The sequence below is a fragment of the Herbaspirillum sp. meg3 genome, assembly GCF_002257565.1.
GTDB lineage: Bacteria > Pseudomonadota > Gammaproteobacteria > Burkholderiales > Burkholderiaceae_D > Herbaspirillum.
In genome coordinates this window covers 3357542-3384405 of sequence record NZ_CP022736.1, presented here as the reverse complement: position 1 = coordinate 3384405, position 26864 = coordinate 3357542, and the positions used below count along the sequence as shown (strand labels likewise).

The window sequence follows — 26864 nt, the reverse complement described above, 5'->3', positions numbered from 1 at the left end:
GACTTCAAAGGACTTCATGCGCCGTGCAATTCTGCTGTTAATTTTCCTGACGGTACTCGCCGGACTGGCACTCACCGTCGCAGGTCTCTGCGGCAGCACCGGTTGCCTGCGCCTGAATGGTGACCCGGACAATATCGCCATGCTGCTGGCCTTGCGTGTGCCGCGTGCGCTGACGGCATTCACCGTCGGCGCGTTGCTGGCGATGGCAGGCGCATTGATGCAGGTCTTGTTGCGCAATCCCTTGGCGGAACCATATGTGCTCGGCGTCTCCGGCGGTTCTGCCGCCGGGGCGTTACTGGCGATGCTGATGGCGGCGTCCATCGGCCTGCCGCGCCAGAATATCGCGGCTGTCGGCGCGGTGCTGGGGGCGGGTGTCGCAGTGGTATTGTTGTTCGGACTGGTTGGCAAGTCTCTGCGTCGTTTGCCGCTGTCGCCGATGGCTGCAGGTCATCGCTTGCTCCTGACGGGCGTGATGCTCGCCGCGGGATTTGGCGCGGTGATAACGCTGGTGCTGACGCTGGCGGCAGACACGCAATTGCGTGGCATGGTGTTCTGGCTCATGGGCGATCTCGAAGACAGCCGCTTTTTGCCGATTGCCGCGCTGATCGCCTTCGCGGTTTTGTTGTGGTCGGTATGGAATGCGCCGCGTCTGAATTTGCTGGCGCGCGGCGAGAGTTTCGCGCAGTTGCTGGGGGTGCCTGTCGTGCGCTTGCGCGTAGCAACCTTGTGCGCAGCATCGCTGGCTACGGCAACTGCGGTCACGATGGCGGGTACGATCGGCTTCGTCGGTCTGGTGGTGCCGCATGGTTTGCGTCTGTTGATCGGCAACGACCAACGCGTCTTGCTGCCGGCGGCGGCGCTGGCGGGAGGGGCAGGGCTGACGCTGGCCGATCTCGCTGCTCGCACGGTGGTTTCACCCACACAATTGCCCGTAGGCGTCATCACGGCTCTGATCGGCGTACCGTTATTTCTGTGGTTGCTCTCGAGGAGCCGCACATGATGACGAAAGAGCCGCAGGGAAGCGAGACCGACATGACTGCCGGGAAGGTCGCTGATGTTTTACTCCATGCCGACAGACTGACGCTGCGCAATGGTGGAACGCCCTTGCTGACGGATTTCAATTGGCAGGTGCGTGCAGGCGAGTTTTGGTGCGTACTGGGTAAGAATGGGATCGGTAAAAGTACTCTGCTGCATGCGGTGGCGGGCCTGTTGCCGCCGGCAGGAGGACGTATTTGTTCTCCTGATGGCGATATCGCAGCATCGACTCCGCAGCAACTCGCACGATGGCGAGGTTTGGTGGCGCAGCAGCAGTTCGATGCTTTTTCATGCAGCGTGATCGATTACGTCATGGCGGGTTTGCATCCCTATCGCCCCGGGTGGGGATGGCCTGATGAGGCTGATCGGCGGGCTGCGCTCGTGGCGCTGGATCGGCTTGGCATGGCGTCCTACGCCGACACCGATGTCACGCAGTTGTCCGGCGGCGAACGTCAACGTATCGCGATTGCCACGCTGATGCTGCAAGCCCCGCAACTGTACCTGCTTGATGAGCCGGCGTCGCATCAGGACGTGGCAGCTCAGCAGATGCTCCTGCGATTATTGCGGGTATTGGCGGACGACAAGCATGCCGTTGTCGCCAGTATGCACGACATCAATCTGGCGGCGCGGTTTGCGACACATGTCATCCTGATCGGATCACAGCGATGGTGGCGCGGTGCGGTTGACGACGTGCTGCAGCCGGAACTGCTGCAAGCTGCGTTTGGCTGCAGCTTCAATGTCATTGCTTCAGAACAGGGAAAGTGGTTTTCCCCGTTCTGAGTGGGCTGGAGCCTGTTGACAGGCCCGGGCGCGCATCCCGTTTTGATTAGAATGTTTCCCAGTCGTTGCCGTCAGAAGTTGCCGGAGTCTGTGGCCTGTGAGTCAATTGCGCTGGCTGAGGTCTGGCCGGCAGATGCTTCACGGTTGTGCTGGCGGCGGTTGACGGCTTGTGACGCAACAGGGATTTGTGTATCGGCGCTGCGAGACGGGTCTGTTCGGTCAACTTGAAGACACTGACCACACGCGACAGATTCTGGGCCTGGTCCTCCAGAGATTTCGCTGCGGCAGCCGCTTCTTCCACCAGCGCGGCATTTTGCTGAGTGACTTCGTCCATCTGCCCGATGGTGTTGTTGACTTGTTCGATGCCGCTGCTTTGCTCCCTGCTGGCAGCAGAAATTTCTGAAACGATGCCGGTGACACTGCGTACGCTTTCAACCACTTCATTCATGGTGGCGCCGGCCTGTTCGACCAGTTTGCTGCCGGAAGCGACTTTTTCCACCGAATCGTCAATCAGACCTTTGATTTCTTTGGCCGCCGTGGCGGAGCGTTGCGCCAGGCTGCGTACTTCCGACGCCACGACAGCGAAGCCACGACCTTGCTCACCGGCACGCGCAGCCTCTACCGCGGCGTTTAGTGCGAGGATATTGGTCTGAAAAGCGATGCCGTCAATGACGCTGATGATGTCGACGATCTTGCGTGCGGAGGTATTGATTGAGTCCATGGTCTCAATGACCTGAGCAACGACGGCGCCGCCGCGAATGGCAATTTCGGAAGCTGAGTTCGCCAGACGGCTGGCCTCTTCGGAGTTTTCGGCATTGCTTTTGACTGTTGATGTCAGCGCTCGTGTGGACGCAGCAGTTTCCGCCAGCGAGCTGGCCTGTTGTTCGGTGCGACTGGAGAGATCGAGATTTCCTTGCGCAATCTGACCCGAGGCTGTGGCGATCGTCTCAGTGCTCTGGCGAACTTCACCGACAATCTTGAGCAGATTGTCGTTCATGTCCTTGAGGGCAAGCAGCAACTGGCCGGTTTCGTCTTTACCCGAAGGTGGAATAGAAGAGGTCAGATCACCGGCGGCAACGGTTTGCGCGATTCTGACTGCAGCAGCGAGGGGACGAGTGATGTTGTGTTTGAGCCAGTAAGCCAGAATCATGGCGGCCAATACGCCGATGACGCCACCGGTAAGAAGCGTCGCCGTAGTGATCAATGTGAGTGAGCTGACGGCTTGTGAGCGCTCGCTCATCAAACTGGTTTCTGCACCTTTCATGTCGCTGAAAATCTGCCGCATGCTATCCATCAGCGTCTTGCCTTTTGCTGCCTGCTCAAAGCCGATGACTTTCGCGATGCTGCTTTCTGAGTTTTCGCGGCGCATGGTAATGGATGGCGTCACAGCGGTATCCATCCATTGACGCTGAAGATCAAGCAGTTTGCTGATACGTTCTTGCTGCTGCGGGTTGTCGCTGGTCAGTTCTTTGGCACGCGCCATTTCCTTGTTGAAGGATTGTTGTCCCGCAGCAAGCGGCTCCAGCGATGCATCCTTGCCGGTCAGGGCAAAGCCACGCTGTCCGGTTTCCATGTTGATCAGAGACAGCAAGCTGCCGTCGACGGCAGCGACCACCTTGTGTGTATGCTCGTTCCAGTCGTTCGCTTCCTTGAGTCGAAAAAAATTGAGGTAGGCAACGGCGATGATGATCACGAGCAAAGACGCTAACGCGCCGAAACCCAGATACAGGCGCACGCCGATTTTCAGATTGGATGTTTTCATGGATCATCTCCGGAGTACAACGATGGAAGGACATTGACCGTCCTGCCTAACGGGCAATGAGAGACGCTACGCAAAAGATGAAATTGATCCTATGCAATGCCGCATAAACTTGTCAAATTGAAAATATTTTTACTTGGAAAAACTCGAATAAATTCGAGAGATACTGAAAAGTAGGATGCTTTTCGAGTGTGATGGAGGGCGTTGCGGAAGTTGTCGACGTGAAGCCGGCACCTATTTGGCGGGCTTGGCCGGTTGGGGGAGTGAGGGTGATGTCTTCGAACGTTTGGTGCGAACCTGATCCAGAAATTCACAGACTTGTGCCGTCGCATCGAGAATGCGCGGCCCCGGCCGGTTAAGCCAGTCTGCGTTGACGGTGAAGAGGGTATTGGCGCTCACTGCTTTCATCTTGCCAAACCGGCGCCAGTCGTCCAGCGGATGGTCTTTGGCGTCGTCGGGTGCAAGAATCGCGTCGGGATCGGCTGCAATCACCGCTTCCAGGCTGACGTGCGGAGCCAGTTGCGGCAGATCGGCAAAGATGTTGCTCCCACCGCAAGTACGCAATACGGCCGATACCATATGCTGACCATTGAGCGTCATTAACGGCTGCCCCCAGATTTGGTAGAACACGCTGACCACTTGCCGATCCCGGTACGTTCTGGTCAATCCTTGCCAGCGTGCACGGAAATCAGCGGCCGCCTTGTTGCCTATGTTCTCTGTTCCGCTGAGCGCTGCAAGCCGTTCAAGCGAGGTCGCAATCGTTGCATAGTCTGCCGGCTGGCTTTCAAATACGGGTAAGCCGAAGGAGCGCAATTTCTGCAATTGCGCTGCCGCATTGCCGCTGTGCCAGGCAACAATCAGATCAGGTTTAAGGGTGAGGATTTTTTCAATGTCGACGGCGCTGATGCGGCCCACTGATGCGACTTGCAGCGCTTGCGGCGGATAATTGCTGTAGTGGCTGACGCCCACGACATACGGCCCGGCACCGGCGGCGTAGAGCAACTCCGTGGTGTGTGGCGACAAACTGACGATACGGCGGGCGGGGCGTTCCAGGTGGATGTCGTCGCCGTAATCGTCCTTGACGGTGATGCCGGTCGCAGATGCAATATTGGCGGCAGCGCTGCTGACGCAGAACAGCGGTATCAGCGTCGCTGCGAGCCAGCGACGCATCAGATTTCCAGATTGTCGATCAGGCGGGTCTTGCCGAGTTTTGCAGCGGCGACAACGACCAGCTTTTCACCTTGCGCCAGATCGTCGGCCGACGGTGCTTGCAGATCCATGCGTTTGCGGATCGAAATATAGTCCGGCTGCCAGCCGCGCTGGGCCAATGCATCCATGGCTTTGCGCTCAAGCTGAAGCACGTCGAGATGGCCGCCACGCACTTCATCGGCAACCTGATTGAGTACTTTGTAGAGTGCTGGTGCTTCGGCACGTTCGTCGGTCGAGAGATAGCCGTTGCGCGACGACAGCGCCAGGCCATCGTCTGCACGCCAGGTTTCGGCGGCGATGATTTCGGTCGGCAGGGCGAACTGGCGCGCCATGTTGCGCACGATCATCAACTGCTGATAATCCTTCTTGCCGAAGACGGCAACGCGCGGCTGCACGCAGGAAAACAGCTTCAACACCACCGTCGTCACACCGGTAAAAAAGCCCGGACGGAACTCGCCTTCAAGAATATTGCCGAGGTCGTCCGGCGGTTGCACGCGGTATTCCTGCGGCTCCGGATAGAGATCTTTTTCGGTTGGCGCGAACAAGACGTAGACACCTTCCTTTTCAAGCTTCTCGACGTCGGCCTGGAAAGTGCGAGGATATTTGTCAAAATCCTCATTCGGCCCGAACTGCAAACGATTCACGAAAATCGACGCCACCACCGGATCACCATGTGTGCGCGCCAGGCGCATCAGCGAGAGATGGCCTTCGTGCAGATTACCCATGGTCGGGACGAATGCTGTGCGCAGCTGGCCACGCAGTTGGTCGCGCAGTTCTTCGATGGACGAGATGATTTTCATGTTGTGTTTCTTTGAGTAGGGTGCGGAGGCGGACTGGGCAGATACCAGATGCCAGGAGCCAGATTCAGCGAGCTGAAAAATCAGCTCGGAGAATACGACAGCCGCACGTAAATCGGTGCAAAGGCTTCGGCCTGGGTGATCTCGATCAGCGTTTCCTTGGCTAGTTCGAGCAGGGCGATGAAGTTGACCACGACCACCGGTACGCCGCGCATCGGGTCGAACAAGTCGGCGAACTCGACAAAGCGCGCCGATTGCAGACGACGCAGAATACCCGTCATATGCTCGCGCACGGACAGTTCTTCACGGCTGATGTGATGGTGGGCAGTCAGTTTTGCACGCCGCATGATGTCGGCCCAGACAGACTGGAGATCGTCGAGATTGACGTCCGGCCAGCGGGTCACCACGGTTTGTTCGACATACACCTGAGTGCGCACATAATCGCGGCCGACTTGCGGCAGCGAGTCGAGTTCTTGCGCAGCCAGTTTCATTTGCTCGTACTCGAGCAGGCGGCGCACCAGTTCGGCGCGGGGATCTTCCGCCTCATCACCGGTGTCGGCCTTTTTGACCGGCAGCAGCATGCGCGATTTGATCTCGATCAACATCGCGGCCATGAGCAGATATTCTGCAGCCAGTTCTAGGTTGTGCTTGCGGATCTGTTCCACGTATTCCAGATATTGCAGGGTCACCTGCGCCATCGGGATGTCGAGAATATTGAAGTTTTGCTTGCGGATCAGATACAGCAACAGATCCAGTGGGCCCTGGAAAGCTTCCAGGAACACTTCGAGTGCATCAGGGGGGATGTACAGATCTGTCGGCAGCTTGAACAGCGGCTCGCCATAAAGCTTGGCGAAAGCAACGCCATCGACCACATCCGGCGTCGTGTCCGGCTGGCCTGCCACCGTCAGTTCTGCTGCGTCGGAGGATTGATTACCTTGACTCCCGGCGTTTTCGATCATGCTGACGAATTAGTGATTTTGATAGACGTAAGGCTGTTGCTGAACGCGGGATTCCTTGTCGCGTGCGGTCTTGTCCAGATCCAGCGGAGCCTTGTCCCACAACAGGGCCCGGCCGGCGCGTTGCTGCTCTTCCAGTTTCGGATTCTTTTCCTTGAGTTCGGCGATGAATTTAGTCGCTTCGGATTCGTAGGATTTGAAAAGTTTGAAGAGTGGCATGATTTTTCCTGAAATTCTTATTAACTGGCTAATAGGCGCTATTCTACCCTGTCTTGAAGCCCGAGAATCAAAGATGGCAATGATGAGAAACAAGGTATTGGCGTGGTGCATGGCCGCTTGCGCGGCGTTGCTGGGGCTGGGATGTGATCGCAATGGCAATCCCATACAGGAGTTTGGCTTGGATAAGTTGAATATAGGCGTCTCGACCGAGGCGGACGTACGTGGCGTGATGGGACAGCCCGACAGCGTACGCGAGGAGAGTGGTGAACGGATTCTGGAATACCCGAAAGGGCCGCAAGGCGTCCGCACCTGGATGTTCCGTATCGGAGCGGATGGAAAATTGTCGGAATATCAACAGGTGTTGACGGACGAAAACTTCGATAAGGTGCAAAAGGGCATGACCCGCGACGAAGTGCGCAACATGCTCGGGCGCCCACGCACCGTGGTGCCGTTTGCCCGCAAGCAGGAAGAAGTGTGGGATTGGAAATACCTGCACGTACATGAAGAGCGACTCTTCAACGTCCATTTCGACATGGAGACCGGCAAGGTCGTGCGCATGTCGATTTCGGAGATTTCAGGTCATTGATTCAGGTCATTGAAGGCGGACCGTCGGCAGCAAGCGACGGTCTTTTTTTACGCCTTCAATATTCCCCAGACCAGGATCACCAGTTCGTCCTCGAACAGCTGGGTGCCCAGCAGCGGAGAGTTTTCCAGCGAGGCGCTGCGCAGCGTTCCCATCACGGCGCGGGTCAGAATGAAAATGCTGGCCGCATTGGGCGTGCGCATGGCGGGGGATTGCAACTGGCTCAGCGCCAGCGCGATGTGTTCAGCGCCCTCGCGCAGCGCTTGCATGACGTTTTCGTGATGATCCATGCGCCACGCCATGCGGATCATGGAGCGCTTGAAAACGCCTCCTGCGCCGAAATTCTCGATCAGCATGTGCAAGCGTTCGCGAATGATCTGTTGCGGATCGACACCGGCCTGGACGGCGCTGGCCAGCATGCTTTGCATCTCGTCCATCGCCTGCCGCCGGCCGCGCTGGATCATCGCCAGCAGCACCGCTTCCTTGGTCGGAAAATACTGATACAGCGTGCCGATCGAAAAACCGGCCTTCTGGGCGATCTTGTTAGTCGTGAGTCCGGCTTCGCCGTGTTCATCGATAATCTGAGCAGTGGCGTCGAAAATGGTCTCGATGGTGCGCTGCGCCCGTTCCTGGGTGGGCAGCTTGCGCATGATCTCTGCGCTTGTCGGGGTAGGTGGCTTGTTTGTCATGATCATGCTGGAAAACTGAGCAGCAAGCGAGTTGAGGCGTCTCGCCAAAAACTGAATAATGCTCACATTATCCACGGCACGCAAGGTTTTCATCATGACAAATTCCCGTACCGACATGCTTGTGCGCAAGCTCGACGTCGATCTGAAAAACGGATTTCCGCGCCATTGGCACGGCGGCGACGCCTTCCGCAGCATGTATTACAACGCGCTATCGATGAGTTTTCCTGCGGGCGAACAATTTTTCATCGATGCAGTCCGGGCGGGGAGCGCGATTCTGACGGAAGAGCCCGATCGGGAGCCGCTGCGCGAGCTCATACGGCAGTTCATCGGCCAGGAGGCGTCGCATCGCCATCTGCATCATGTCTATAACACCCGCCTCGAAGAGGATGGGATGGTCAACCATTGGCAGCATTGGGCGCGCCGGCGTATCGAGTGGACCAAAAAGAAAAAATTGCACCCCCTGAATTTACTGGCCGTTACCATTGCTTATGAACATTTCACCGCCGTGTTCGCCGACATCACCTTGCGTCATCCGGATCTGTTCGACGCTGCCGAGCAGAACATGCAGACCTTGTGGCGCTGGCATGCCTCCGAGGAAATCGAGCACAAGGCCGTTGCTTTCGATCTGTATCGGGCGCTCGGCGGCGGTTATGCGCGACGCCAGTTGTGGTACGTCTATGTCGTGTTGATGTTTGTGCTGGAGGCCGCTCTGCAGACAGCGAGCAATCTATGGCGCACCGGTAGCTTGTTCAAACCGTCGACCTGGTGGTCGGCAGCGACCTTCCTGTTTGGCAGGAAAGGCAGCGTATGGTGCATGAGTCTGCCTTTGATGCAATATTTCCGACCGGGATTCCATCCGGACGACGATGACAACCGTCATCTGGCGGCACAATGGCTGAAGACGAATGAACACGCGTGGCGCCGGATCGGCGCCTGACATGCGCGACCCGTGGCAAGCGCAGGATGGCCCCGGCTTGCCATGCGCTCAAGGAGGGTGCGAGTAGTCGCCGAACTCCTGGCGCTCCTGCACCACCACCGGATCGTCGCCGATGTTCATGCGGCTCTTGCGCAGCATGCCTGCCTCGTCCAGCACTGCATAGGCAGTTGAGCAGAACAGCGAATGCATGCGGCGCATGTCGCTGATCAGATCCAGATGCAGCGAACTGGTTTCGATGCTTTGCTGCGTCTCGCCAGCCAGGCGAATAAGGTGAGTCTTCGAATAAGCGCGTTCGAGATCGCGGAAAGCTTCTTTCTCGGCCAACAGTTTTTGCGCGCTCTTGAGGTCGCCATCAAGGAAGACGGATAAGCCCAGCTGCAAGCTTGCCACCAGACGTGTGTGCATTTCGCAGACTTCCGTCATGCCGGCGTCGGAGAAGGTGCGCTGTGGCGCAATCTTCTTGCTCTCAATTCCCTTGACGATACGTTCGATGATGTCGCCGGCCTGTTCCAGATTGATGGTCAGCGTGACGATATCGGTCCAGCGGCGCACTTCCTTGTCGTTCAGCTCTTCACGCGACACCCGTGCCAGATACATCTTTACAGCCGTGTAGAGTTTGTCGACATCGTCGTCGAGTTTGCGGATTTGCTGTGCGCGCAATTGATCATTGTTGCGGATGACCGGCAGCAGGCTCAGCAACATTTTTTCAATCAGGTCGCCAATACGCAGCACTTCACGCGACGCGTTTGCCAGCGCGAGCGACGGTGTATCGATGGCTGCCGGATCGAGATGGCGCGCGGCGATAGTCGCGTCGTCATCCTTATGCAACTCCGGCAGCAGACGTGTGCAAAGACGCGCCATCGGATCGACCAGCGGTAACAGCAGGCCGCAACGCACGGTGTTGTAAATGACGTGGAAAGCGACCACGCCGAAGCGCAAGTCTTTGGTCAGCAGGCTGATCCACACTTCCAGATAATTGATGAAGGGCAGCACCACAATCGCACCGGAGAGGCGGAACAGCATACTGCCCAGCGCCACACGCCGTCCGGCCACATTCTGGCTGGCTGCCGTCAGCAAGGCCAGGATGCCGCTGCCCAGATTGGCGCCGATGACCAGGCACAACGCCACCTTCAGCGAAATGATGCCGGATGTCGCCAATGTCGCTGCCAGCAGCACGGCTGCAAGGCTGGAGTAGGTCAGCATGGCAAATACGGCGCCGATCAGCGCATCCAGAATGATGTCGCCCGTCAGCGTCGAGAACAGCACTTTGATGCCCGCGCCCTGGATCATCGGACGCGTGGCGGCAGTGATCATTTCCAGCGCTAGCAAGATCAGGCCAAGGCCGATCACGGCACGCGCCATACGTCCGATCGACGTGTGACGGCGCGACAGATACACCACCACGCCGCCGAAAATCAATAGCGGAGAAATCCACGACAAATCAAAACTCAATACGCCCGTCATCAACGCCGTGCCGACATCCGCACCGAGCATGATCGTCAGCGCCGGCGTCAGACTGACTAACCCTTGAGCAACAAAAGAGCAGACGATCACGGCGGTAGCATTGCTGCTCTGCACCAGGCTTGTCACACCGACGCCGGCCAGGAAGGCAAGACTGCGGCGTTTGATACTGGTGCTTAAAACGCGGCGCAGCTGCGCGCCGTACACGCGCAGCACGTCGGTGCGCACGATGTGGGTGCCCCATACCAGCAAGGCCAATGCAGAGAGCAGGTTGAGTAAGGTGGTCATGGCTCCAGTAAGTGTTGAGTCAGCTCGGCGAATCCGGCGCCGCTGGGCTGGTGCGTAATGAAGCGAGGTGGATGCGGCAGGCGATCTGCAAAATCAAGCACGTTAGCCACGCCGACCGACAGCGGGAAATAGGCGAACATCGGCGCATCGTTGGGAGAGTCACCCGCGAACACGCAACGACGGCGTTCGGCGTCGTCGTCCAGATCGATGTCGTAGCGCTCCTGCATCATCAGGCGCGCCATGCTGAGTTTGTCGTAGTCGCCGAACCAGCCATTGACGTGAATCGAGCTGATTTTGGCGGTCATGCCTGCGTCTTCCATAATCCTTACGATGCAATCGATTACATCAAGTTCCAAAGGAGGAACATCTTCGCAGAAATCAATGGCCAGATCATATTGGCGGCAGAACTGATCCGAAGCGACCGCGCAGCCGGGAACATCGCGCAGAATTTTTTCGCGCACTGCAGCAAGGCGTGCCGTATTTTCGCGCCGGATGTTTTCTTCCAGCAGATGGCGTGTATGCAGCTTGCCGGTCGTGCTGTCGTGCCACATATACAGTGCGCCGTTCTCGCCGATGACACCGTCAACCGGCCACATGCGTGCGATGTGATCGCACCAGCCGGCAGGGCGTCCGGTCACAGGGATGACGCGCAGGCCGCTGCGTTGCAGTGACTCCAATGCCTCATAGGCCTGGGCGCTGAGCTTGCCGCCAGTCGTGAGCGTGTCGTCGATATCGGTGAAGACCGTCCGGACTTCTCTGGCTTGCGCACGCGGCAATTGATTCAGCGGCTGCATGTCAGCTCCGGCGCGCGCAGCGTTCGTTGAACCAGGCTGCGAAATCGGCGCGCTCTTGTTCGCTCATGTGCAGACCGCATTTAGTGCGACGCCACAGAATGTCGTCCGGCTGATAAGCCCACTCGTGCGTGATCAGGTATTCGACTTCGCGCTGCACCAGTCCGCCACCAAAATCACGGCCGAGCTCGGCGGGCGCTTGTGCCTCTTTCAGGATTACATGCGCGTTGCGGCCGTGACGGCCGAACAGGCGTGTCAGGAAATGTGTGTCGAGCTGAGCGTATTTCTTTTTCAGGTATTCCAGCTCCTGGGCACGGTCGGCGCGCTTGAACTTGCCGCCTGGCAGGGCTTCCTGGTTGGTCCAGGAGCCGCGCCGCGTCTTGGTCCAGGGCGCCAGCTTTTCCAAGACCGATTCCGCGAGGCGGCGGTAAGTCGTGATCTTGCCGCCATAGACGGACACGCAAGGTGTGTTCTCTGCATCTTGCAACACCAGCGTGTAATCGCGCGTGACGGCCGACGGGTTGTCCGACTCGTCGTCGAACAGTGGACGCACGCCGGCATAGCGCCAGACGATATCGGCGTTGCCGATCGGTTTGGCAAGGTACTGATTGACAGCGCGCAGCAGGTAGGCTTCTTCTTCCGTGCTGATCTTGGCGCCGTTGTCCATGTTCTCTTGCGGGACGTCGGTGGTGCCGATCAGCGTGAATTTGTCTTCATAAGGAATCATGAAGACGATGCGCTTGTCGTCATTTTGGAGGATGTAGGCATGCTCGCCCGCGAACAGGCGCGGCACGATGATGTGGCTGCCGCGTACCAGTTTGACAGCGGCGTGCTTGCTGCCTTGTTCAGTCGGATTCAGCAAATGATCCATCTTCGCGACCCACGGGCCCGCGGTATTGACGACGGCGCGTGCGGTGAGATTCTGGCGAGCCCCGGTGATGGTGTTTTCAAGCTCGCATTGCCACGCGCCGTTGATGCGCTTGGCGTCGACGAGCCGGGTGCGTGCAAAAATGTCTGCACCGTGTTCCTGGGCGCTTTGCAAATTCAGGATGACCAGGCGAGCGTCGTCAACCCAGGCGTCCGAGTAGGCGAAGCCGCGTGTGATGTCAGCACGTAAGCCGCTCGGTGCATCCATGCGATCCAGTTCAATGCTGCGCGAATGCGGCAGCGTGATGCGGCCTCCGATATGGTCGTACATCCACAAGCCGAGGCGGATCATCCAGCGCGGACGCAAGCCTTTGACGTGCGGCATGACAAAGCGCAGCGGCCATGCAATGTGCGGCGCGATATTGAGCAGGTGTTCACGCTCGGCCAGCGCTTCGGCGACCAGGCGGAATTCGTAGTATTCGAGGTAGCGCAAGCCGCCATGGATCAGCTTGGTGCTGGCGGATGAGGTGGCGCCGGCGAAGTCATTCTGTTCGCACAAGGCGACTTTGAGGCCTCGGCCCGCGGCATCGCGCGCCACACCGGCGCCGTTGATGCCGCCACCGATGATGAGGAGGTCGTAGGTTTCCGAACTGGCTGGTGGAGTCAGTGAGGTCATTGCTTTGCTCGCTTGCGGTTGGTTTTGTTGTTTGATGCGGTGTTGATTGTTGTATCTGTGGCCACGGCTTCTTGTTGCTGTTCCAGTTCTTCCACCAGCAATCTGGCAGTCGGTTCGTCAATCACCAGCTCGTTGATGTAGCCGCCCAGCAGCGCTGCGCGCAGGCCGGGAATCTTGCCCTTGCCGCACACTACGCAGATGGAGTGCGCTGCGCGCTGGAAACGATCCAGATCCGGGCCGCTGCTGCGTGCATTCAACGCAACATCACGCCAGCTGCCGTCTTCGCGGAAGAACACCGTGGCGATGTCGCCGATCACGCCGTCTTTGAGGATATCCTGCCGGTCCTGTTTGTCGAGATAGCCACCGGTGTGGATGTGGCTGCCGGTTTCTGCAGCGCCGATACTGAAGAGCAAAATCGAGGCGTTGCTCTGCAAGGTGCGGATAGCTTTGATGCTGCGTTCGCGCCAGAGGGCGTTGCGCGTGTCGGCGTAGTCGAAGAAGGCCGGCACAGGGAAGCTGTGCGCCTGCGCACCATAATTTTGTGCGAAGCGAGAGACGATGGATTCGCCAAAGGTGTTGACGATGTTGGCGCCGGCGCCCGAGCCGTTCAACTGAACCACTGCGACACCGTGCACATGCTTGGGCACCAGATTGTCGGCGATGGCAGCGACGGTATTACCCCAGGCCAGTCCGATAACGGTCGATGGCAGCACCAGCGAATTCAGATAGGCCGCTGTGTGTGCGGCAACGCGTTGCATGCTTTCACGCTCGTTGGCCGATACCGGAACAGGCACGACCTGGATCGAGCGCAGTGCATAGTGTTTCTTTATCGCAGCTTCCAGATTGCCGGACAACTCCAGCGGATCATGTACGCGGATCTCGACCAGACCATTTTCCATGGCGTAAGACAGCAGCCGCGACACGGTGGCGCGCGAGGTGCCCATCTCTTCCGCGATGGCGGCTGTGGTCATGTTCTGGAAGTAATACAGGCGTGCCACGCGGACGGCGGAATGCGCGACGCTCTGACGATCTGCTGTTGCCATATTTTGAATTGGACAAATGATCATTTGTGTTGAACGTTTGTACAATAATCCAACTGGCGTGAGAAATCAAGCTGCGAGCGTCACCATGACGAGCAGCCATTGCATGGCGTGGGGAAACGGAATGTGGGTGCCGGCGGGGTCTTCAGGCGTAAAAAAACCGTTGTCTGCCGGCAGATACCGGTCGACAACGGTTTACAGGCGTGTCTGATTCAGGGGATCAGTTGCGCAGCCAGCGACGCATCACGATAGGAGACGGCTCCATCGGATTGGCGCGGGTGTATTCCAGTTCCGGGGCGATTTCAAAACCGAAGGCGGCGTAGACGTCGAGCAATTGTTCCTGGTCGCTCCTGACTGCCAGGCGGAGTTCTCCGATGTCGGCAGCCAGCGCACGATGGATAAGGGCTTCCATCAGGTGCTGCGACAGGCGCTCGCCGCGATAGCTTGGCAAGATGCCCATGCGCAGGATTTCCCAAACGTCGAGCTCGGTATCCAGCGGCAGCCAGCGTACCGATCCCGCCGGGGTGTTGTCGCGCAGCAGTACAAAACCGCCGCCACGCTGCAAATCTTCGGCAACGCGTTGAGGATCTTCACGGTGGCCGCTGGAGCTTGGGGCCACCTTGTTGGCCCAGCTGCCACGCGTGAGTTCCGCGATCAGCTCGGCGTCGTCAACGGTCGCTTCACGAATCAAAAGGTCAATGTCTGCCATGGCGTGCGATAGCTTGGATTAACGAACGCGCATGCCAGGCTCGGCACCTGGCCATGGGGTCAGCACGTAGATGCCCGGTTTTGCTTTTTCATCCTTGGCGGAGGCGGCCAGCACCATGCCTTCGGAGATGCCGAACTTCATCTTGCGCGGCGCCAGGTTGGCAACCATCACGGTCAGTTTGCCGACCAGCTCTTCCGGTTTGTAAGCCGAAGCGATGCCGGAGAAGACATTGCGCATGCGACCTTCGCCGGCGTCCAGTGTCAGGCGCAGCAGCTTGGTCGAACCTTCGACTGCTTCGCAATTCACGATCTTGGCAATGCGCAGATCGATCTTGGCAAAATCGTCGATGCTGATTTCAGGCGCCAGTTCTTCGATGCCGGCATCGGCGGTCTCTACGGGGGCGCCCGTTGCTGGAGTAGCGGCCGCTTCGGGCGCATCGAACAGCGCGTCCAGCATCTTCGGATCGACGCGTTGCATCAGGTGAGCGTAAGCGTTGATGACGTGACCGTCAGGCAGCGCAGTTTGCACATCAGCCCAGGAGAACGGTGCGACCTTGAGGAAGCCTTCCACTTGTGCCGCCAGTTGCGGCAGCACCGGTTTCAGGTAGACGGTCAGGATGCGGAATGCTTCCAGCAGGCGGCTGCAGACTTCGTGCAGTTGCGCGTCCTTGGCGGTGTCCTTGGCCAGTTCCCACGGTTTGTTGGCGTCGACGTAGGCGTTGATGACGTCGGCTTGCTCCATGATCGCGCGCAGGGCTTTGCCGTATTCACGTTGTTCGTACAGCGCCAGAATTTCCGGAGCAATGCCACGCAGCTTGGACAGGAAGGCGTCGTCGGCAGTCGCCCACGCAGTCGACAGCTTGCCGTCGAAGCGTTTGGCGATGAAACCCGCCGCACGGCTGGCGATGTTGACGTACTTGCCGATCAGGTCGGCGTTGACGCGTGCAACGAAGTCGTCCGGGTTGAAGTCGACGTCTTCTACCTTGGCGTTCAACTTGGCGGCGATGTAATAGCGCAGCCATTCAGGATTCATGCCGATGTCGAGGTAGCGCAATGGCGAGATGCCGGTGCCGCGCGACTTGGACATTTTTTCACCGCTGACGGTGATAAAGCCGTGCGCGAACACGTTGTTGGGCACCTTGCGGCCGGCAAACTTCAGCATCGCAGGCCAGAACAAGGTGTGGAAATAGGTGATGTCCTTGCCGATGAAATGGTACTGCTCGGTCTTGTCGTCGGTCATGAAGGCATCGAAGTCGCGGCCGATCTTGCCGAAGTAATTCTTCAGCGAAGCCAGGTAGCCGATCGGTGCGTCCAGCCAGACGTAGAAATACTTGCCCGGTGCGTCCGGGATTTCGATGCCGAAGTAGGGCGCATCGCGGCTGATGTCCCAGTCGCCCAGACCGCTTTCACCGTCCAGCCATTCGCGGCATTTGTTGGCCACTTCCGGTTGCAGGCGATTGTTGTCGAGCGCCCATTCACGCAGGAAAGCCACGCATTTGGGATCGGACAGCTTGAAGAAGAAATGTTCCGACGACTTCATCACGGGCGTTGCACCGGACAGGGTCGAGTACGGATTCTTCAGGTCGGTCGGTGCGTACACGGCGCTGCAGTTTTCACAGGAGTCGCCGTACTGGTCCTTGGTGCCGCACTTCGGGCATTCGCCCTTGATGTAGCGATCCGGCAGGAACATGCTTTTGACCGGATCAAAGAACTGGTCGATGGTCTTGGTCGTGATCAGCTTGGCATCGTCGCGCAGCGCGCGGTAGATGTCTTGCGACAGTTGATGGTTTTCTTCACTGTCGGTCGAGCTCCAGTTGTCGAAGGCGATGTGGAAGCCGTCCAGATATTGCTTGCGGCCGGCCGCGATATTGGCGACGAACTGTTGCGGCGTCACACCGGCTTTTTCAGCCGCGATCATGATCGGTGCGCCGTGGGCATCGTCAGCGCCGACGAAATGGACTTCATGGCCCTGCATTCGTTGGAACCGGACCCAGATGTCGGCCTGGATGTATTCCATGATGTGGCCGATGTGGAACGCGCCGTTGGCGTAGGGAAGGGCGGTGGTAACGAAAAGTTGGCGTGGCGATGAAGTGCTCATTGGCAATGCTTGCTGGGTGGGTAATGGAGAAAAGAGGGTCATTTTAGCAGTCACAGGGCCTTTGGCGCAGGGTTGATGGACAAACAGAGTGCAAACCGCAGTCGCCGGAGCAGTGATTTGATGTCTGAATGGCAATTTTCATTGTCCGTGCTTTGTCGATCCGCCTGTGGTGGTGGCCTGATTAGTTTAGACTTGCGGGTGCATTAAAGCTGGTCTATCAAGGAGAGGTAATGAGCATCACCCCAGAAGTCGTCAAAACAGCGCTTTCCCAGGTCATCGACCCTAACACCGGCAAGGATCTGGTCGCAGGAAAGTCGATCAAGAACATCCAGCTCGATGGCGCCAATGTCGCCTTCGACGTCGAATTGGGCTATCCCGCCAACAGCCAGATCGAACTGATCCGCAGCGCCGCCGAGGCCGCCGTGCAGGGTGTGGCGGGTGTCGCTTCGGTCAAGGCCAACGTCTATTTCAAGATCGTCGCGCACGCCGTGCAGCGCGGCATCAAACTCAAGTCCAACGTCAAGAACATTATCGCTGTGGCATCCGGCAAGGGCGGCGTCGGCAAGTCGACCACCGCTGCCAACCTGGCGCTGGCGCTGGCGGCTGAAGGCGCGCGTGTCGGTATTCTGGACGCCGATATCTATGGCCCGTCGCAGCCGATGATGCTGGGCATCGACGCCAAGCCAGAAACCAAGGACGGCAAAACCATGGAGCCGCTGGAAAATCACGGCCTGCAGGTGTCCTCCATCGGTTTCATGATCGATCCGGACGAGCCGATGGTATGGCGCGGTCCTATCGTCACGCAAGCCTTGCAACAGCTGCTCGACCAGACCAACTGGCGCGATCTGGATTATCTGATCGTCGACATGCCGCCAGGCACCGGCGACGTGCAGCTGACGCTGTCGCAGAAGGTGCCTGTCACCGGCGCTGTGATCGTGACCACCCCGCAGGACATCGCCTTGCTGGACGCACGCAAGGGTTTGAAGATGTTTGAAAAGGTCGGCATCCCCATCCTCGGTATCGTCGAGAACATGAGCACGCATATCTGCTCCAATTGCGGCCATGCTGAAGCGATCTTCGGCACAGGCGGCGGCGAGAAGATGTGCGCCGACTTCAACGTCGATTTTCTCGGCGCCTTGCCGCTGACGATGACGATCCGCGAACAGACCGACTCGGGCCGTCCGACCGTGGTGGCCGACCCGAACGGACCGGTTGCAGAAATTTACAAGAACATTGCGCGCAAGGTCGCTGTCAAAGTGGCGGAAAAAGCCAAGGACATGACCAGCAAGTTCCCAAGTATCGTGATTCAGAACGACTGACGTCGCTCATGCTCGGCAAAGCCTGCGGGTGTTGTTTGCGTGTTCTGTCTTTTTTGCCGCCGTTGTTTTTGACCAATGTAGTCTATTGAGGAGACATGTAATGACATCCCTGGCATCGCGTTTGATTCAAACCTTGTTCTGTTCTGCTGTGTTGCTGGTGTCGGCAGCTTCGACGGCATCGCTGGCGCAGGCGGCGGAGCCGTCTGTCTCCTTCACTGCACCGATGGACGGCGCCACCGTCACCAGTCCGTTCGACGTCAAGTTCGCCGTCTCCGGCATGGAGATCAAGCCACTGGGCGACATGACGCCCAATACCGGCCATCATCATCTGTTGATCAACACCGGCCCGATCCCGAAGGGCGCGCCGATCCCGATGGACGAGACGCACCTGCACTACGGCAAAGGCCAGACTGAAGCCAAGATCACGCTGCCGCCGGGCAAGTACAAGCTGACCATGCAATTCGGCGACGGCGCGCATCAGTCCTATGGCCCGGCCATGAGCAAGACCATCAATATCACCGTCAAGTAAATCCCGGTCGGTGCGTAGCATGATTCCATGACTGCGCCCGACGCGGTAAAATGACGGCTTTCCGATCAGACTGACAACGGCTTTGGCGTTCCAAGGCCGTTTTTATTTATCATGACATCCACAGACCAGACTGCTCCTGCCACCGAATCCGTCCACACGCCGGTTCGTACCCGTTTCGCCCCCAGCCCGACCGGCTATCTCCACTTGGGCGGCGCGCGTACGGCCTTGTTCTCGTGGGCCTATGCACGTCGTTTCGGCGGCACCTTCATCCTGCGTATCGAAGACACCGATCTGGAACGTTCCACTCCGGAAGCGGTGCAGGCCATCATCGACGGCATGCAGTGGCTCGGTCTGGAGCATGATGAAGGCCCGTTCTATCAGATGAAGCGCATGGAGCGCTACCGCGAAGTCGTGGCGCACATGCTGCAACAAGGCACGGCTTACTATTGCTATTCCTCGCCGGAAGAAGTCGAAGCCATGCGCGAGCGCCAACGCGCCGCCGGTGAAAAGCCGCGTTACGACGGTACCTGGCGTCCAGAGCGCGGCAAGACCTTGCCGGAAATCCCGGAAGGCCGCAAACCGGTGGTGCGCTTCCGCAATCCGCTCGACGGCGACGTCACTTGGGACGACGTGGTCAAGGGCCCGATCACGATTTCCAATCGCGAGCTGGACGACCTGGTGATCGCGCGTCCGGACGGCACGCCCACCTATAACTTCTGCGTCGTGGTCGATGACTGGGATATGAAGATCACCCACGTTATTCGCGGTGACGATCACGTCAACAATACGCCACGCCAGATCAATATTCTGAAAGCACTCGGTGGCACGCTGCCGCTGTACGGCCACGTACCGATGATTCTCGGCGCCGACGGCGAAAAGCTGTCCAAGCGTCACGGCGCGGTCAGCGTGATGGATTATCCGGCGCAAGGTTTCTTGCCGGAAGCCATGCTCAACTATCTGGCGCGTCTGGGCTGGAGCCACGGCGACGAAGAAATCTTCTCGATGGAACAGTTCTGCGAATGGTTCGACCTCGACCATCTGTCGAAGTCGCCGGCGCAATTCAATCCGGAAAAATTGGCGTGGCTGAACAACCACTACATCAAGCTGGCTGATAACGAACGCCTCGCTGCGCTGGTGCGTCCGCTGCTGGAAAAAGAAGGCGCGCAATTCGACGGCGCACCGGCACTGGCGCAGACCATCGCGTTGCTCAAAGAGCGCGCCAACACCGTCAATGAACTGGCTCCTGCGGTGATGATGTTCTATCGCCAGCCTGCGCCAGATGCTGCATTGGTCACGCAACACATCACCGACGCCATCAAGCCGGCGCTGCAAGACTTTGCCGCACGCTGTGCGACAGTCGAGTGGAACAAGGCGGCGCTGGGCGCGATGATCAAAGAAGTGCTGGCTGCGCATACACTGAAGATGCCATTGCTGGCGATGCCTTTGCGCCTGATCGTTGCTGGTCAGTTGCAGACCCCGGCGATTGATGCAGTGTTGGAATTATTCGGTCGTGAGGTCGTGCTGGCGCGTTTGCAAAACTATTTGTAATAAAGAAGAGGGTTTTTCAGAAAACCCTCTTGCTATTTACCAATGCATGTTGCATAATCTCGCTTCTTCGCAAGGGGGTATAGCTCAGCTGGGAGAGCGCTTGCATGGCATGCAAGAGGTCAGCGGTTCGATCCCGCTTACCTCCACCAGCGGCTCAGTAGTAACTGAGTAGTAACTGAGTAGTAAAAGTAGTAGAGTAAATGCTAGTAATACACTGTGATGCCACACAGTCGGTAGTAAGGTAACAGCTGCGGGACAACACAACGTCCCCATCGTCTAGAGGCCTAGGACATCACCCTTTCACGGTGAGTACGGGGGTTCGAATCCCCCTGGGGACGCCAGCGTTATCGAGTACTATTTGAATTACTGCAACCGGACAATTGTCCCCATCGTCTAGAGGCCTAGGACATCACCCTTTCACGGTGAGTACGGGGGTTCGAATCCCCCTGGGGACGCCAAAACATAAAACGCCCGCTTATGCGGGCGTTTTTGTTTTTGCGTCACCAAGTGATGTGCCTGCGCACATCACGCGGGGGATTCGAAGGGTTTCGCTTGCAAGCGAAACCGCGGCCTGCCGAAGGTAGGCGAATCCCTCGGACGCGCAGCGTTCGTTAGCCGACCGCCGAGCCAACGCCGAAAGAAGCAATCCAAAGAAAAACAGCAATGTTTCGGCAAAGCCGAAACGAGCACGTCCGCAAAGCGGACGAAGCTGACGTCGGAACGATGCACTCATCAAGCAAGCAAAGAAAGCAGCGAAGTTCCGGCAAAGCCGGAACCAGCAGCGCGCCCGCAAAGCGGGCGAAACAGGCGTTCGAGATAACGCGGTAGCGAGTCAAAGCCATCAGGCAAAAACATCCTCCCACACACGCTAAAACGCGACGTCGCAATCATCCACCACCAGCAACGCCACTGGATTCTCGCGTTCGCGAGAACGACAAGGCGGAATTTTTCAGCGCATCTCCCTCAATACTTAAGCTTTGTCCTCCCAAAGACAACCCATCCCTCCATTTCCCGCTAATCTCCATCCTCAAATTCCACCAATCCCATTTTTCTTTTACTATCTCCCGATAGCCGCACCAAAACCAGACGCCCAAGGCGCACCGAAGAACCAACACCCAAGGAGCACACCATGAGCCAAGCCGCCGATCTCGTCATCGACGCGCGCGGGGTAGCAACCATCACCCTGAATCGCCCCGAAGTCCACAATGCCTTCGACGACCTGCTGATTGCGCATCTGATCAATCTGATTGCGCAGGCCAGAGACAATCCGCAAGTCAAAGCCCTGGTGCTTGCCTCAACCGGCAAATCCTTTTCCGCCGGCGCCGATCTCGGCTGGATGCGCCGCATGGCAGATGCCTCGCGCGAGGACAACATCAAGGATGCGCATCAGTTGTCGGCACTGATGGAAGGTCTGAATAATTTTCCTTGTCCGACGGTCGCCAAAATCCAGGGCACGGTCATGGGTGGTGGCGTTGGCCTGGTGGCCTGCTGCGATATCGCCATCGCCAGCGACAACGCTTTTTTCGCGTTATCCGAAGTCAAGCTTGGTCTCGCTCCCGCGGTGATCAGCCCGTATGTGATCGCCAAGATCGGCGTCTCGCAGGCGCGCCGTTATTTCGTTTCGGCAGAACGCTTTTCTGCCATTCGCGCCGCCGCCATCGACCTCGTACATGAAGTGGTGCTGGCGACTGAGCTAGATGCAAAGACCGAGCAGATCATCGCCACGCTGCTGGCCAACGGTCCGCAAGCAATGCGCCGCGCCAAGGAGTTGGCACAAGAAGAAAATCCTCTGCCGTGCACGCCGGCGCTGCGCGACTACACTACAGGAGTGATCGCCGATCTGCGCGCTTCGGAAGAGGGCAAGGAAGGGTTGCGCGCTTTCCTCGAAAAGACACAGCCCGGATGGATAGCCAAACACTGACCTGGCATCTTTGCAGGCATCAAAAAGAAAAAGCCGCCGTCCATTGCAGACGGCGGCTTTTTTTATCGCGACGAAATCAACTACAGCTTGATCTCGGTTCCCAGCACCTTGAGGAATTGCGCCAGCCATTCCGGATGTCCCGGCCAGGCAGGCGAGGTCACGAAATTGCCATCGGTGACGGCGCTGTCGACTGCAATATCCGCATAGTGACCGCCGGCCAGTTTGACCTCCGGAGCGCAGGCCGGATAGGCCGAGATCTTCTTGCCTTCGATCACGCCTGCTGCGGCCAGCAACTGCGCGCCATGGCATACGGCGGCGATCGGCTTCTTCGCTTCAGCGAAATGACGCACGATGGCAATCACCTTGTCGTTCAGGCGCAGATATTCCGGCGCCCGTCCGCCGGCGATGACGATGGCGTCGTATTTGGCAGGATCCACGTCATCGAAGCTGGCGTTGAGGGCGAACTGATGACCTGGCTTCTCGGTGTAAGTCTGGTCGCCTTCAAAGTCATGAATGGCGGTCTTGATCTTGTCGCCGGCTTTCTTGCCGGGACAGACGGCGTGCACGGTGTGACCGACCATTTGCAGCGCCTGGAAAGGCACCATGGTTTCGTAATCTTCGGCAAAGTCGCCGGTCAACAATAAAATCTTCTTTGCTGCCATGCTGATCTCCTTGGTTGCAGGCCGGATGGCCCGGTTGGGGTGTTTCACTTCCATAGCTTGCGCGCTGATAGCGCGTTCTTATTTGATCCACGTCATCTGACGCGACTTCCCCATTAAAAATTCCTTGTTCGGCTCCATGCAATCGCGCAGATAACTCCACAGCGCGGACACTCTTGCCACGTGGCGCTGTTCGCTGGCGGCGACCAGCCAGAACGAACGCATGATTTGCACGTCGTCAGGCAGCACCGGCACCAGATCGTCGGACTGCTGCGCCAGGAAGCACGGCAGGATCGCCAGGGCCTGACCGCTGCGCGCCGCGGTGTATTGTGCGATGACGCTGGTGCTGCGAAAGGCGCGGAAGGCTTCCGGCGCGATGTTTTCCTTGTAGCGCAGCTCTTCGCTGAACACCAGATCGTCGATATAGCCGATGAAGTTGTGGCGCTCCAGATCGGTGACCTTGCCGATGGCGGGGTGATTTGCCAGATAGGCCGGCGTGGCGTAGAGCTTCAATGCATAGTCCGCCAGTTTCGTGACAACGTAATTACCGCTGACGGGCCGCTCGATGGTAACGCTGATGTCGGCTTCGCGTTTGGACAAATTGACGAAGCGCGGCATCGGCAGCATGTCGACCGAGATATGCGGATTGCGCGCGCAGAAGTGGGCGATATGCGGCGCCAGTACAAAGGTGCCGAAGCCTTCCGTCGCGCCCAGCCGCACCTGGCCCGACAGCAGGCGGTTGTGGCCGCCCAGTTCTTCGGAGGCGGCGTAGACGGTGCTTTCGATCTTTTCGGCGTATTCGACCAGGCGATAGCCATCGGCGGTCAGGCTGTAGCCGTGATTGTTGCGGTCGAACAGCTGACTGCCGACTTGCTCCTCGAAGCGTTTGATACGGCGCGACACGGTCGAGTGATCGATGCCCAGTTTCTTGGCGGCATCGACCAATCCCTGACTGCGCGTGAGTTCCAGAAATACGCGGAGGTTATCCCAGTCCAGCATGTTGTCTCCATTGAGTGCTCTTAGCGTCGCTTTGCAATTATGCAAAAGCCTTTTGAATTATTGGCTATTGTAACGATATTAACGCACATGCAAAATGAGTCTCGAAATCGCCGCAGAGCAATTTCATAAAAAACATATAACGAGGAGACTCCATGCAAAAAAACATCCGTGCCGCCTTGGCAATGGCTGCGCTTTCCCTGACCTGTATTTCTGCCGCCGTCCAGGCGCAAAACTCCGACACCGTCAAAATCGGCATCCTGACCGACATGTCCGGCCCGTATTCCGCCATGGGCGGCCAGGGCTCGGTGGTCGCTGCCAAGCTGGCGATCGAGGATTGCCTCAAGGCCGAATGCAAGGGCATGAAAATTGAAGTGCTCTCTGCCGACAACCAGAACAAGCCTGACGTCGGCGTCACACGCGCACGTGAATGGCTGGATCGCGACAAGGTCGAGGCGATCGCCGATCTGACCAATTCGTCTGTGGCGCTGGCGGTGCAGAAGCTGATCAAGGAAAAGGGCGGCATCGCCATGTACAGCGGCCCGGCAACTGGCGCGCTGACAACGGCTGAGTGTGCGACCAATGGCTTCCACTGGATGTTCGACACCTATTCGCAAGCGGCCGGCGCGGCTGCCGCGCTGACCAAGCTGGGTAACAAGTCGTGGTATTTCGTGACCGTTGATTATGCCTTCGGCCACTCTCTCGAGAAGGATGCCTCCGATGTGGTCAAGGCCAACGGCGGCACCGTGCTGGGTTCGGTGCGCCACCCGCTGAACGCTTCTGACTTCTCGTCCTTCCTGCTGCAGGCGCAGGCTTCCAAGGCCCAGGTGATAGGCCTGGCTGACGGCGGCACCGACGTCGTCAATGCCATCAAGCAGGCGCGTTCGTTCTCCGTTGGTGGCAAGGATCAACGCCTGGTGGCGCTGCTGGTATTCCTGTCCGACGTCCATGCACTCGGTCTGGATGCAGCACAGGGCCTGGTCTACACCGACGGCTTCTACTGGGACTACGACGAACAGACACGCGGCTTCTCCAAGCGTTTCGAAGCGCAATTCAAGAACAACAAACCGACCATGGTGCAGGCCGGCGTGTATTCCAGCGTGTATCACTTCCTGAAGGCGCGCGCCGCCGCCAAGACCTCGGACTGGAAGGTCGTCTCGCAAAAGATGCGCGAGATCCCGATCAGCGACGTCGTCATGCGCAATGCTTCCATCCGCCCTGACGGACGCGTGATCCACGACATGTATTTGTACCAGGTCAAGTCGCCGGCCGAATCCAAGGCGCCTTGGGATTATCTGAAATTGTTGTCGACCATTCCTGCGCAACAGGCCTTCCGTCCGATGGACGCAGCCTGCCCGCTGGTCAAATAAGCTTTCCCGGGAGTCGGGTGTCGACATTGCCTTCATCTCCGACCCGCGAATTTTATTCACCTCCCGGTTTCTTCTTCATCACTATGGAAAACGCATCATGAGCCAAGCCAACATTCCTAACGTTCCCCTCTACATCAACGGCGAACACGTCCAGTCAACTTCGAAAGAATGGCGCGACGTGCTCAATCCGGCCACGCAAGAAGTCGTGGCGCGCGTGCCGTTTGCGACCAAAGAAGAAGTCGACCGCGCCGTCGCCAATGCCAAGGAAGCCTTCAAGACCTGGCGTAATACGTCGCTGGCCCAACGCATGCGCATCATGCTCAAGTTCCAGCAACTGCTGCGCGACAATATCGCACCACTGGCCGAGATGATCACGCGCGAACACGGCAAGACCTTGCCGGATGCCGAAGGCGAAGTCATGCGCGGTCTGGAAGTCGTCGAGCACGCCTGCTCGATCACCTCGCTGCAACTGGGCGAACTGGCCGAGAACGTGGCCGGCGGCGTTGACGTCTACACGATTCATCAGCCGATCGGCGTGGGCGCCGGCATCACCGCATTCAACTTCCCGGTGATGCTGCCTTGCTTCATGTTCCCGATCTCGGTCGCCTGCGGCAATACCTTCGTGCTGAAACCATCCGAACAAGATCCGACCTCGTCGCTGTTCCTGGTTGAACTGGCCAACAAGGCCGGTCTGCCACCGGGCGTACTGAACGTCGTGCATGGTGGCCCTGATGTTGCCAACATGATCTGCGACCATCCCGACATCAAGGCCGTGTCCTTCATCGGATCGACCCATGTCGGCACCCATATCTATCGCCGCGCCAGCGAAGCCGGCAAGCGCGCGCAGTGCATGATGGGCGCCAAGAACCACTGCATCGTGCTGCCTGACGCACCGAAGGATCAAGCCATCAACAACTTGCTTGGCGCGGCATTTGGCGCGGCCGGTCAGCGTTGCATGGCGAACTCCGTCGTGGTGCTGGTCGGCAAGACCAAAGAATGGATTCCGGAAATCGTCGAGCGCTCCAAGGCTATGAAGGTCGGCCCAGGCAGCGACCGCAAGGCCGACGTCGGCCCCTTGGTTTCCAAGGCCGCGAAAGAGCGCGTCGAACGTCTGATCGGCATCGGCGTGGAGCAGGGCGCCAAGCTGCTGCTGGATGGCCGTAATTGCAAGGTCGCCGGTAATGAAGCAGGCAACTTCGTCGGCCCGACTGTCTTCACCGGCGTCAAGGCAGGCATGGACATCTACGAACAAGAAATCTTCGGACCGGCGATGTGCATCGTCGAAGTCGAAACCCTGGACGAAGCGATTGCCTTCATCAACGCCAATCCGAACGGCAACGGCACCTCGATCTTCACCTCGTCCGGCTGGGCTGCGCGCAAGTTCCAGAACGAAATCGACGTCGGCCAGGTCGGCATCAACGTGCCGATCCCGGTGCCTGTTGCGTACTTCAGCTTCACCGGTTCGCGCGCTTCCAAGCTCGGCGATCTGGGCCCGAACGGCAAGCAGGCGGTGATGTTCTGGACGCAAACCAAGACCGTGACGGCGCGCTGGTATGCGCCGGATGAGGAAGCCGGTCAGGTCAACACCACGATTTCGCTGAAGTAATCCGCGTCCACTCAGAGAAAAAA

At 58.3% G+C, this 26864-nt stretch carries 24 protein-coding genes and 3 tRNA genes; 13 read left to right on the top strand and 14 right to left on the bottom strand.

The features are described 5' to 3' along the window. Positions 1-16: 16 nt before the first annotated feature. Both hmeg3_RS15260 and hmeg3_RS15255 read left to right on the top strand, forming a co-directional pair. The gene (locus tag hmeg3_RS15260; RefSeq protein ID WP_198361710.1) at positions 17-1000 is read left to right on the top strand and encodes an iron ABC transporter permease; all 984 of its coding nucleotides are present in this window, start codon (positions 17-19) and stop codon (positions 998-1000) included. Then, on the top strand, positions 997-1815 hold the full coding sequence (locus hmeg3_RS15255) for an ABC transporter ATP-binding protein (RefSeq protein WP_232511657.1): 819 nt from the start codon (positions 997-999) through the stop codon (positions 1813-1815). The genes hmeg3_RS15260 and hmeg3_RS15255 overlap by 4 nt, the downstream gene beginning before the upstream one ends. 46 nt (positions 1816-1861) lie before the next feature. Here the strand turns inward: hmeg3_RS15255 and hmeg3_RS25205 are convergent, their stop codons facing one another. From hmeg3_RS25205 to hmeg3_RS15230, 5 genes are all read right to left on the bottom strand, one after another. After that, positions 1862-3577: a methyl-accepting chemotaxis protein gene (locus hmeg3_RS25205; RefSeq protein ID WP_094564468.1), complete on the bottom strand. Its 1716-nt coding sequence runs from the start codon at positions 3575-3577 to the stop codon at positions 1862-1864. Between the two features lie 231 nt (positions 3578-3808). After that, positions 3809-4744: a cobalamin-binding protein gene (locus tag hmeg3_RS15245; RefSeq protein WP_094564467.1), complete on the bottom strand. Its 936-nt coding sequence runs from the start codon at positions 4742-4744 to the stop codon at positions 3809-3811. Further along, positions 4744-5583, bottom strand: coding sequence for a pantoate--beta-alanine ligase (panC, locus tag hmeg3_RS15240; RefSeq protein ID WP_094564466.1), 840 nt, complete (start codon positions 5581-5583; stop codon positions 4744-4746). The genes hmeg3_RS15245 and panC overlap by 1 nt, the downstream gene beginning before the upstream one ends. A gap of 80 nt (positions 5584-5663) precedes the next feature. After that, complete coding sequence (locus tag hmeg3_RS15235) at positions 5664-6539, bottom strand: ScpA family protein (RefSeq protein WP_094564465.1); 876 nt, start codon at positions 6537-6539, stop codon at positions 5664-5666. A 9-nt stretch (positions 6540-6548) separates the two neighbouring features. After that, positions 6549-6755: a DUF3460 family protein gene (locus tag hmeg3_RS15230; protein WP_094564464.1), complete on the bottom strand. Its 207-nt coding sequence runs from the start codon at positions 6753-6755 to the stop codon at positions 6549-6551. Positions 6756-6828: 73 nt separating this feature from the next. Between hmeg3_RS15230 and bamE the strand changes: the two genes are divergently transcribed. Next, a complete protein-coding gene (gene bamE, locus hmeg3_RS15225) occupies positions 6829-7341 on the top strand; it encodes an outer membrane protein assembly factor BamE (protein ID WP_094566380.1) in 513 nt (170 codons plus the stop codon). Positions 7342-7388: 47 nt separating this feature from the next. Here bamE and hmeg3_RS15220 read toward each other — a convergent pair whose 3' ends face one another. Continuing rightward, a complete protein-coding gene (locus hmeg3_RS15220) occupies positions 7389-7988 on the bottom strand; it encodes a TetR/AcrR family transcriptional regulator (protein WP_094566379.1) in 600 nt (199 codons plus the stop codon). 133 nt (positions 7989-8121) lie between these two features. Here hmeg3_RS15220 and hmeg3_RS15215 point away from each other — a divergent pair, with 133 nt between their 5' ends. Continuing rightward, positions 8122-8964, top strand: coding sequence for a metal-dependent hydrolase (locus hmeg3_RS15215; protein ID WP_094564463.1), 843 nt, complete (start codon positions 8122-8124; stop codon positions 8962-8964). A gap of 48 nt (positions 8965-9012) precedes the next feature. Here the strand turns inward: hmeg3_RS15215 and hmeg3_RS15210 are convergent, their stop codons facing one another. The 6 genes from hmeg3_RS15210 to metG all read right to left on the bottom strand — a co-directional run bounded on the left by hmeg3_RS15210 (position 9013) and on the right by metG (position 16893). Next, positions 9013-10713, bottom strand: a complete 1701-nt coding sequence (locus tag hmeg3_RS15210; RefSeq protein ID WP_094564462.1) for a Na/Pi cotransporter family protein — start codon at positions 10711-10713, stop codon at positions 9013-9015. After that, positions 10710-11507, bottom strand: coding sequence for an HAD-IIB family hydrolase (locus hmeg3_RS15205; RefSeq protein ID WP_094564461.1), 798 nt, complete (start codon positions 11505-11507; stop codon positions 10710-10712). The genes hmeg3_RS15210 and hmeg3_RS15205 overlap by 4 nt, the downstream gene beginning before the upstream one ends. Position 11508: 1 nt before the next feature. After that, positions 11509-13047 carry a glycerol-3-phosphate dehydrogenase gene (glpD, locus tag hmeg3_RS15200; RefSeq protein WP_094564460.1) on the bottom strand — a complete coding sequence of 513 codons (1539 nt, stop codon included), beginning with the start codon at positions 13045-13047 and terminating at the stop codon, positions 11509-11511. Beyond that, on the bottom strand, positions 13044-14090 hold the full coding sequence (locus tag hmeg3_RS15195; protein WP_094564459.1) for a sugar-binding transcriptional regulator: 1047 nt from the start codon (positions 14088-14090) through the stop codon (positions 13044-13046). Before hmeg3_RS15195 ends, glpD begins: the two co-directional genes overlap by 4 nt. Before the next feature lie 217 nt (positions 14091-14307). Next, positions 14308-14787 (bottom strand): GNAT family N-acetyltransferase, encoded by a 480-nt coding sequence (locus tag hmeg3_RS15190; protein ID WP_094566378.1) that lies wholly within the window; start codon positions 14785-14787, stop codon positions 14308-14310. Between the two features lie 27 nt (positions 14788-14814). Beyond that, on the bottom strand, positions 14815-16893 hold the full coding sequence (gene metG, locus hmeg3_RS15185; RefSeq protein WP_094564458.1) for a methionine--tRNA ligase: 2079 nt from the start codon (positions 16891-16893) through the stop codon (positions 14815-14817). 230 nt (positions 16894-17123) lie between these two features. On the opposite strand from metG, the gene apbC reads away from it, so the two are divergent. The 7 genes from apbC to hmeg3_RS15150 all read left to right on the top strand — a co-directional run bounded on the left by apbC (position 17124) and on the right by hmeg3_RS15150 (position 22210). Continuing rightward, complete coding sequence (apbC, locus tag hmeg3_RS15180; RefSeq protein ID WP_094564457.1) at positions 17124-18212, top strand: iron-sulfur cluster carrier protein ApbC; 1089 nt, start codon at positions 17124-17126, stop codon at positions 18210-18212. A gap of 100 nt (positions 18213-18312) precedes the next feature. Then, complete coding sequence (locus hmeg3_RS15175) at positions 18313-18741, top strand: DUF4399 domain-containing protein (protein WP_094564456.1); 429 nt, start codon at positions 18313-18315, stop codon at positions 18739-18741. 111 nt (positions 18742-18852) lie between these two features. Next, positions 18853-20289, top strand: coding sequence for a glutamate--tRNA ligase (gene gltX / locus hmeg3_RS15170; RefSeq protein ID WP_094564455.1), 1437 nt, complete (start codon positions 18853-18855; stop codon positions 20287-20289). 73 nt (positions 20290-20362) lie between these two features. Further along, a tRNA-Ala gene (locus hmeg3_RS15165) sits at positions 20363-20438 on the top strand. A gap of 116 nt (positions 20439-20554) precedes the next feature. After that, a tRNA-Glu gene (locus hmeg3_RS15160) sits at positions 20555-20630 on the top strand. 41 nt (positions 20631-20671) lie between these two features. Next, positions 20672-20747 (top strand) — tRNA-Glu (locus tag hmeg3_RS15155). A 671-nt stretch (positions 20748-21418) separates the two neighbouring features. Next, entirely contained in the window at positions 21419-22210 is a 792-nt protein-coding gene (locus tag hmeg3_RS15150; RefSeq protein ID WP_094564454.1) for an enoyl-CoA hydratase-related protein, read from the top strand. A gap of 80 nt (positions 22211-22290) precedes the next feature. Here the strand turns inward: hmeg3_RS15150 and hmeg3_RS15145 are convergent, their stop codons facing one another. Beyond that, positions 22291-22872, bottom strand: coding sequence for a DJ-1/PfpI family protein (locus hmeg3_RS15145; RefSeq protein WP_094564453.1), 582 nt, complete (start codon positions 22870-22872; stop codon positions 22291-22293). A 78-nt stretch (positions 22873-22950) separates the two neighbouring features. Beyond that, the gene (locus hmeg3_RS15140; RefSeq protein WP_094564452.1) at positions 22951-23868 is read right to left on the bottom strand and encodes a LysR family transcriptional regulator; all 918 of its coding nucleotides are present in this window, start codon (positions 23866-23868) and stop codon (positions 22951-22953) included. Positions 23869-24020: 152 nt separating this feature from the next. Here hmeg3_RS15140 and hmeg3_RS15135 point away from each other — a divergent pair, with 152 nt between their 5' ends. Then, positions 24021-25235 carry an ABC transporter substrate-binding protein gene (locus hmeg3_RS15135; RefSeq protein WP_094564451.1) on the top strand — a complete coding sequence of 405 codons (1215 nt, stop codon included), beginning with the start codon at positions 24021-24023 and terminating at the stop codon, positions 25233-25235. Between the two features lie 97 nt (positions 25236-25332). After that, a complete protein-coding gene (locus hmeg3_RS15130) occupies positions 25333-26841 on the top strand; it encodes a CoA-acylating methylmalonate-semialdehyde dehydrogenase (RefSeq protein ID WP_094564450.1) in 1509 nt (502 codons plus the stop codon). The last annotated feature ends 23 nt before the right edge of the window (positions 26842-26864 follow it).

Excerpts from the sequence above, each read along its gene's own strand:
- hmeg3_RS25205 (WP_094564468.1), bottom strand. The coding sequence starts at position 3,577 with ATGAAAACATCCAATCTGAAAATCGGCGTGCGCCTGTATCTGGGTTTC.
- glpD (WP_094564460.1), bottom strand. The coding sequence starts at position 13,047 with ATGACCTCACTGACTCCACCAGCCAGTTCGGAAACCTACGACCTCCTC.
- hmeg3_RS15220 (WP_094566379.1), bottom strand. The coding sequence starts at position 7,988 with ATGCGCAAGCTGCCCACCCAGGAACGGGCGCAGCGCACCATCGAGACC.
- bamE (WP_094566380.1), top strand. The coding sequence starts at position 6,829 with ATGGCAATGATGAGAAACAAGGTATTGGCGTGGTGCATGGCCGCTTGC.
- hmeg3_RS15140 (WP_094564452.1), bottom strand. The coding sequence starts at position 23,868 with ATGCTGGACTGGGATAACCTCCGCGTATTTCTGGAACTCACGCGCAGT.
- hmeg3_RS15260 (WP_198361710.1), top strand. The coding sequence starts at position 17 with ATGCGCCGTGCAATTCTGCTGTTAATTTTCCTGACGGTACTCGCCGGA.
- hmeg3_RS15175 (WP_094564456.1), top strand. The coding sequence starts at position 18,313 with ATGACATCCCTGGCATCGCGTTTGATTCAAACCTTGTTCTGTTCTGCT.
- hmeg3_RS15130 (WP_094564450.1), top strand. The coding sequence starts at position 25,333 with ATGAGCCAAGCCAACATTCCTAACGTTCCCCTCTACATCAACGGCGAA.
- hmeg3_RS15235 (WP_094564465.1), bottom strand. The coding sequence starts at position 6,539 with ATGATCGAAAACGCCGGGAGTCAAGGTAATCAATCCTCCGACGCAGCA.
- gltX (WP_094564455.1), top strand. The coding sequence starts at position 18,853 with ATGACATCCACAGACCAGACTGCTCCTGCCACCGAATCCGTCCACACG.
- metG (WP_094564458.1), bottom strand. The coding sequence starts at position 16,893 with ATGAGCACTTCATCGCCACGCCAACTTTTCGTTACCACCGCCCTTCCC.
- hmeg3_RS15230 (WP_094564464.1), bottom strand. The coding sequence starts at position 6,755 with ATGCCACTCTTCAAACTTTTCAAATCCTACGAATCCGAAGCGACTAAA.
- panC (WP_094564466.1), bottom strand. The coding sequence starts at position 5,583 with ATGAAAATCATCTCGTCCATCGAAGAACTGCGCGACCAACTGCGTGGC.
- hmeg3_RS15205 (WP_094564461.1), bottom strand. The coding sequence starts at position 11,507 with ATGCAGCCGCTGAATCAATTGCCGCGTGCGCAAGCCAGAGAAGTCCGG.
- hmeg3_RS15255 (WP_232511657.1), top strand. The coding sequence starts at position 997 with ATGATGACGAAAGAGCCGCAGGGAAGCGAGACCGACATGACTGCCGGG.
- hmeg3_RS15145 (WP_094564453.1), bottom strand. The coding sequence starts at position 22,872 with ATGGCAGCAAAGAAGATTTTATTGTTGACCGGCGACTTTGCCGAAGAT.
- hmeg3_RS15195 (WP_094564459.1), bottom strand. The coding sequence starts at position 14,090 with ATGGCAACAGCAGATCGTCAGAGCGTCGCGCATTCCGCCGTCCGCGTG.
- hmeg3_RS15215 (WP_094564463.1), top strand. The coding sequence starts at position 8,122 with ATGACAAATTCCCGTACCGACATGCTTGTGCGCAAGCTCGACGTCGAT.
- hmeg3_RS15135 (WP_094564451.1), top strand. The coding sequence starts at position 24,021 with ATGCAAAAAAACATCCGTGCCGCCTTGGCAATGGCTGCGCTTTCCCTG.
- hmeg3_RS15210 (WP_094564462.1), bottom strand. The coding sequence starts at position 10,713 with ATGACCACCTTACTCAACCTGCTCTCTGCATTGGCCTTGCTGGTATGG.
- apbC (WP_094564457.1), top strand. The coding sequence starts at position 17,124 with ATGAGCATCACCCCAGAAGTCGTCAAAACAGCGCTTTCCCAGGTCATC.
- hmeg3_RS15245 (WP_094564467.1), bottom strand. The coding sequence starts at position 4,744 with ATGCGTCGCTGGCTCGCAGCGACGCTGATACCGCTGTTCTGCGTCAGC.
- hmeg3_RS15150 (WP_094564454.1), top strand. The coding sequence starts at position 21,419 with ATGAGCCAAGCCGCCGATCTCGTCATCGACGCGCGCGGGGTAGCAACC.